Below are 1744 nucleotides of genomic sequence, written 5' to 3' on the forward strand. Positions count from 1 at the left end.
CCGAATTTTTTTATTCGTCTCATCCATGAGACTCACCCTTGCAAGGCCAACGCTAAAGCGTTGTTCAAATTTGTTCCAGACAAATTTGTGGCAAGACCATAAATTAATTGCAGAATGTGCCGATAACGATAAGTTCTGGCGAAGTTATATTTATGAACCCGATAGCCATCGACCCCTTGCCCAAATCCTTGGAAAAGCAGGACAGTCAGAAAAGTTAAAAACCTACTGGTATCAAAATAACTACTTAGGCACTCCTCATCGCCTTACAGACAGCCTTGGCGACACTGTCTATGAATGCGAATACAGCGCCTATGGCGAAATCACCCATGAACACTGGCCACAAGCTGAAAATAATATTAAACCCATCAATCCCCTCAGATTTCAAGGACAATATTTTGATGAGGAGACAGGTTTACATTATAATCTTAATCGCTATTACGACCCATTTACAGGCAGATATATCACCCAAGATCCGCTTGGTATACTGGGTGGCTTAAATAGTTACCAATATGCTGGTAGTGATCCGATAAATTGGATTGATTCGTTAGGGTTAATTAAAGTTGAAAATAATGGGTTTGAGAGCATTGCAAGAGAAGGGACGAGTGGAAATGAATTTTTACTGGCTAATGCAAATAAACAATTAGACGAGTATATTGCATCTTTAGGTAATAGCAAATATAAACCAGCCACAGCAATTGCAGCAGTTGATCCATTAACCGGTAAAATTATTACCGCATCTAGTGGAACAGTGCCAGCTAAGATTGCACCAGAATTATAAACTTATGCAGATAAATTAGGCGGATTAGGAGTTAAAACTTCATGTGGTAATGTATTAGGTGCATGTGCTGAATTTAAGGCGGCAAATGAATTGTTATTAAATAACCCTAAACTTAAATTAAAGGATATTCAACTTACGCAAGCTATCCGTCCTCGTAATGGAAGACCTGTACCACGCTGTGAAAATTGCACAAATATATTTGGAGTTGAAAAATAATGAAAATGAATGATGAATTTATAAGCACTACCGATCTTGATTGGTTTGCAACATTTTATGATGGAAATTTAGCACACTTTGCCACTGGTGGCACAACTACTTTACCAAAAAAAATAGTTGATTCAATTAAAAATTATGAAGAAATATATGATTATTTTTTTACTTTAAACAGCAGATGTAATATTGAAATTATTGAAAATAATTTGCCTGAATTTATCAATCAAATTAAAAGAGAACAATATTTAGCAAATTATATAGATATAGCTTCAAAGGGGTTATTTAGCTATGATATTAATTATGAAAATAATAGTTATTTTTTAGTTGCAAAACCACTAAATCCATTAACTATACAAGAGTTATCAAATAATATAAAAGAAATAATATACACATTACCAAAAGAAATAAAAAGCGGTTCAGCAAATATAACCAAATATGAGTAATAACTATTCAGAAGTTAGAAGCTCCTTAATAAAGATACAGGAATACGACAATACTCCAGAAGTGGAGTTTCTAATTTCCAGACAACCTTACCAAGCTGGCTCTATACCGCCCGCATAGGCTTAACTAGATAAGCTGTAAGCCAGATAAAATCAAACGGTATAGAATCCTGAATTATTTTTACAAAATAAAATGTCAAAAGTAAAAGGTGTTTCTATTTCTATCTATTAAATCATCAGTTTACTTTACTCGTTTTAATCACAATAGTGGATCGGCTACACTAAATCATACAACTTTTTTAAGGGGTGAGGT

General features: G+C 34.0%; 2 protein-coding genes. Both read left to right on the forward strand.

What is annotated here, in order from left to right:
• Nucleotides 1–778: RHS repeat domain-containing protein (locus GA0061080_RS12135; protein ID WP_209435847.1), on the forward strand; the 778-nt coding region annotated here is incomplete at its 5' end.
• Nucleotides 779–993: 215 nt separating this feature from the next.
• Nucleotides 994–1434, forward strand: coding sequence for a hypothetical protein (locus GA0061080_RS12140; RefSeq protein ID WP_091126191.1), 441 nt, complete (start codon nucleotides 994–996; stop codon nucleotides 1432–1434).
• The last annotated feature ends 310 nt before the right edge of the window (nucleotides 1435–1744 follow it).

The organism is Gilliamella intestini, from assembly GCF_900094935.1.
GTDB classification, from domain to species: domain Bacteria; phylum Pseudomonadota; class Gammaproteobacteria; order Enterobacterales; family Orbaceae; genus Gilliamella; species Gilliamella intestini.

Excerpts from the sequence above, each read along its gene's own strand:
- GA0061080_RS12140 (WP_091126191.1), top strand. The coding sequence starts at position 994 with ATGAAAATGAATGATGAATTTATAAGCACTACCGATCTTGATTGGTTT.